This is a genomic window from Sphingomonas bacterium, from assembly GCF_903643065.1.
Lineage (GTDB): Bacteria > Pseudomonadota > Alphaproteobacteria > Sphingomonadales > Sphingomonadaceae > Sphingomonas.
Genome location: NZ_CAHJWX010000347.1, coordinates 1 through 3,290, shown reverse-complemented (window position 1 = coordinate 3,290; position 3,290 = coordinate 1). Strand labels below are relative to the sequence as shown.

The window sequence follows — 3,290 nt, the reverse complement described above, 5'->3', positions numbered from 1 at the left end:
GGACCCGCGCTGGCGCTGCCGGCGCCCGGCGCCGCCGACGCGCTGATCGTGCTGGCGGCAATCGGCCTGGCGCTGCTCGCGGCGATCGTGCCGGCGGTCGCGGCCTATCGCCTTCGACCGGCGCAGGTGTTAAGAGGCTGACATGAAAAAGCTTCTCCTGTCGCTTGCCCTGGCCGCCACCGCGCTCGTTCCGGCGGGCGCGCCCGCGCAATTCTATCCCGGCGGCGATCGCAGCTGGGGCCCGAACGGCAACGGCACGCTGGACCATGAGGACGACCTGCGCTGGATCTTCTTCCACGACGCCAAGGTGACGGCGGATGAGGCCAAGGGCGTGTACCGCGCGACCTTCTCGCCGCTGCTCAAGAAGGAGAACGGCGCCAGTTTCTCCATCACCGGCTACATGCTCCCGGTCGAGTCGAGCACCACCTCGCCGCATTTCGTGCTGACGCGGCGCAGTGCCGGCTGCCCGTTCTGCCCGCCCAACGAGCCGACCGAGGCGATCGAGGTGTTCTCGAGCAAGCCCGTCGCCTACACCCAGTCGCCGATCACGATCGAGGGCACGCTCCAACTGGTGCAGGAGAGCGACAAGGGACTGTTCTTCAAGCTGAACGGGGCCAAGAAGCTATGACACGAGGGGGAAGGCTGGCGCTGCTCGCGGCGATCGCGCTGGGGCAGCCGGCGCTGGGCCAGATCCAGGGCGCGGGGGAGCGGAGCGCGCAGGTACGGCTGCCGCAGGGCCGTTCGCCGCTGTGGGCGACTTTGCGGACGACGCGCATCGCCGAGGATGACTCACGCGGCATCTTCACCGCCGCCCATCCCCCCGCCGTGCGCGCGCTGGTCGGCAAGACGTTGACGCTGCCGGGCTTCATCATGCCGCTCGATGCGGCGGTGCGCGGCGATCATTTCCTGCTGTCCAAATACACCCCCGTCTGCGCCTTCTGCCCGCCGGGCGAGCCCAATGAGGTGGTGGAGGTGCGCACGGCGCGCCCGATCGCCTTTTCCGCGAGGCTGGTGACGGTGACCGGTACGTTCGGGTTGGAGAACAACGGCGACAACGGCCTGTTCTTCCGCATGACGAGCGCGCAGGTCCGCTGAGCTTCCTGCTCGCGCTGGCGCTGGCGGGGAGCGATCCGCCGGGCGCTTGGGTCCCCGTCGGGGTCAGTATTTCGCGGCTTCGCATCTTCGTCGAACGCGCCAGCCTGCGGATCGGCGGTGATCGCCGGTTCGCGCGGGTGCGGATCGGTTCGCCCGGCACGATCACCGGCGCGATCGTGCTGGTCTATCAGGACGAGGAGATCGATTGCGCCGCGCGGACTTGGCGCCTGCTCGCCTTTGACGCACGCGACGCGGACGGCCGGACCGTACAGCGCGGCGCGTCTACCGCGCCGGCGCTGCCGGTGACGTCGGAGACGATCGGCGGCCGCGTGGTGCGCACCGTCTGCGCAATGACGCCGGTCGGCTGATCAGCCGACCGGGGAAGGCAGGCGGCGCACAGGCGTTAGACCTTCACCACTATCCGCTCCCCTCTCCCATTGGGAGAGGGGGCGACGAGAATGGGGCCAACGTCGATCGCCAGCGACCCTAGCAACCGCAGGCATGGCGCCGGCGCCAGTTGATCAGGTGCGCGCCCGCGAGCAGCAGGCTGCCCGCCACCGTCACCGGCGTCTCCGCCGTCTCGGCAACGACCAGCGCGCCCAGCACCATCAGCGTCAGCCCGACCAAGCCGAGCAGCAGCGGGCCGGTGTCGCCATGTTTGGACCGCCCTTGCAGCAAGGCGAACAGCGCGGCCGGGATGGCAAGCCCGAGCGCCCAGAGGTGGAAGCTTTCGGGGATGTCCAGCACCGCGCTCAGCGCCGGCAGCGCCGCGATCAGCAGCGGCAGCGCCAGGCAATGGACGAGGCATGCCGCCGACGCCCCGATCGCGACGCGCTCCACCCAGTCGACGCGCGTGGTTCCAGTCGCCATCAATAGTCCTTGCCCGGGACCCCTGTCTGGCGCCAATGATACATCATATCGTGATTCGCAAGGAGGATATGGTGTTGGCCGAACGACTGCCGGTGACGGTACTGTCCGGGTTCCTTGGCGCGGGCAAGACGACGCTGCTCAACCACCTGCTCGCCAACCGCGAGGGACGGCGGATCGCGGTGATCGTCAACGACATGTCGGAGGTGAACATCGACGCCGAGCTGGTGCGCGGCGGCGACGCGGCGCTGGCGCGGGGGCAGGACGCGCTGGTCGAGATGTCCAACGGCTGCATCTGCTGCACGTTGCGCGAGGACCTGTTGATCGAGGTGCGCCGGCTGGCGGAGGCGGGGCGCTTCGATGCGATCGTGATCGAGAGCACGGGCATTTCCGAGCCGCTGCCGGTCGCGGCGACCTTCTCGTTCCGCGACGAGGAGGGGCGCTGCCTGGCCGACGTGGCGCGGCTGGACACGATGGTGACGGTGGTGGACGCGGCCAACCTGCTCGCCGACTATGCGAGCCACGACCTGCTCGGCCATCGCGGCGAGACGGCGGGCGATGGCGACGACCGCAGCCTGGTGGCGCTGCTGGTCGAGCAGATCGAGTTCGCCGACGTGATCGTGATCAACAAGGCCGGCGCGGTGGACGCGGGCACGCTGGCGACGGTGAAACAGGTCTGCGCCTCGCTCAACGCCGACGCGCGGATCGTGTTGAGCGACTTCGGTCGGGTGCCGATCGCCGCGCTGCTCGACACCGGGCTGTTCGACGAGGAACGCGCCGAGCAGCACCCGCTCTGGGCCAAGGAGCTGTACGGCTTTGCCGAGCACCGGCCCGAGAGCGAGGAATATCGGATCGAGAGCTTCGTCTACCGCGCGCGGCGGCCATTCGATCCCGCCCGGTTCCGCGCCTTCCTGGCGGAGGCGGGCGAGATGCGCAGCGTGATCCGGGCCAAGGGCTTCTTCTGGCTGGCGACGCGGCCTGACTGGCTGGGCGAGCTGGCCAAGGCCGGGCATCAGGTGACGGTGGAGCCGCTCGGCCGCTGGTGGGCGGCGGTGCCCAAGAACCGCTGGCCCGCCGACGGCAGCTTCGAGCAATATGCGCTAAAGCATTGGGACCCGATCTGGGGCGACCGGCGCCAGGAGCTGGTGTTCATCGGCGTCGACATGGACGAGGCGGCGATCCGCGCCGGGCTGGACGCCTGTCTGGTGCCCGCGCTCGCCTTCACCCCGGCGGCGTGGCTGGGGATGCGTGACCCGTTCCCCAGCTGGTCCGCGCGCGTGGCGGCATGACGATCGGGCTGGCGCGGGCGGGCGTGCCGCTGCCGCCGC

5 protein-coding genes are annotated in these 3,290 nt (G+C 70.0%); 4 read left to right on the top strand and 1 reads right to left on the bottom strand.

Annotation, left to right across the window (positions count from 1 at the left end; translation table 11 throughout):
• The first annotated feature begins 142 nt into the window (after positions 1 to 142).
• Genes HUU95_RS11785 through HUU95_RS14850 form a run of 3 tightly spaced genes read left to right on the top strand, consistent with a single transcriptional unit; the run spans position 143 to position 1,463 of the window.
• Positions 143 to 628: a hypothetical protein gene (locus HUU95_RS11785; RefSeq protein ID WP_174280286.1), complete on the top strand. Its 486-nt coding sequence runs from the start codon at positions 143 to 145 to the stop codon at positions 626 to 628.
• Entirely contained in the window at positions 625 to 1,095 is a 471-nt protein-coding gene (locus tag HUU95_RS11780) for a DUF3299 domain-containing protein (protein ID WP_174280285.1), read from the top strand. Before HUU95_RS11785 ends, HUU95_RS11780 begins: the two co-directional genes overlap by 4 nt.
• Positions 1,092 to 1,463 (top strand): surface-adhesin E family protein, encoded by a 372-nt coding sequence (locus tag HUU95_RS14850; protein WP_438827209.1) that lies wholly within the window; start codon positions 1,092 to 1,094, stop codon positions 1,461 to 1,463. Before HUU95_RS11780 ends, HUU95_RS14850 begins: the two co-directional genes overlap by 4 nt.
• A 118-nt stretch (positions 1,464 to 1,581) precedes the next feature.
• Here HUU95_RS14850 and HUU95_RS11770 read toward each other — a convergent pair whose 3' ends face one another.
• Entirely contained in the window at positions 1,582 to 1,965 is a 384-nt protein-coding gene (locus HUU95_RS11770; protein WP_174280283.1) for a MerC domain-containing protein, read from the bottom strand.
• Positions 1,966 to 2,036: 71 nt separating this feature from the next.
• On the opposite strand from HUU95_RS11770, the gene HUU95_RS11765 reads away from it, so the two are divergent.
• Positions 2,037 to 3,251 carry a GTP-binding protein gene (locus HUU95_RS11765; protein WP_254602770.1) on the top strand — a complete coding sequence of 405 codons (1,215 nt, stop codon included), beginning with the start codon at positions 2,037 to 2,039 and terminating at the stop codon, positions 3,249 to 3,251.
• Positions 3,252 to 3,290: the final 39 nt, after the last annotated feature.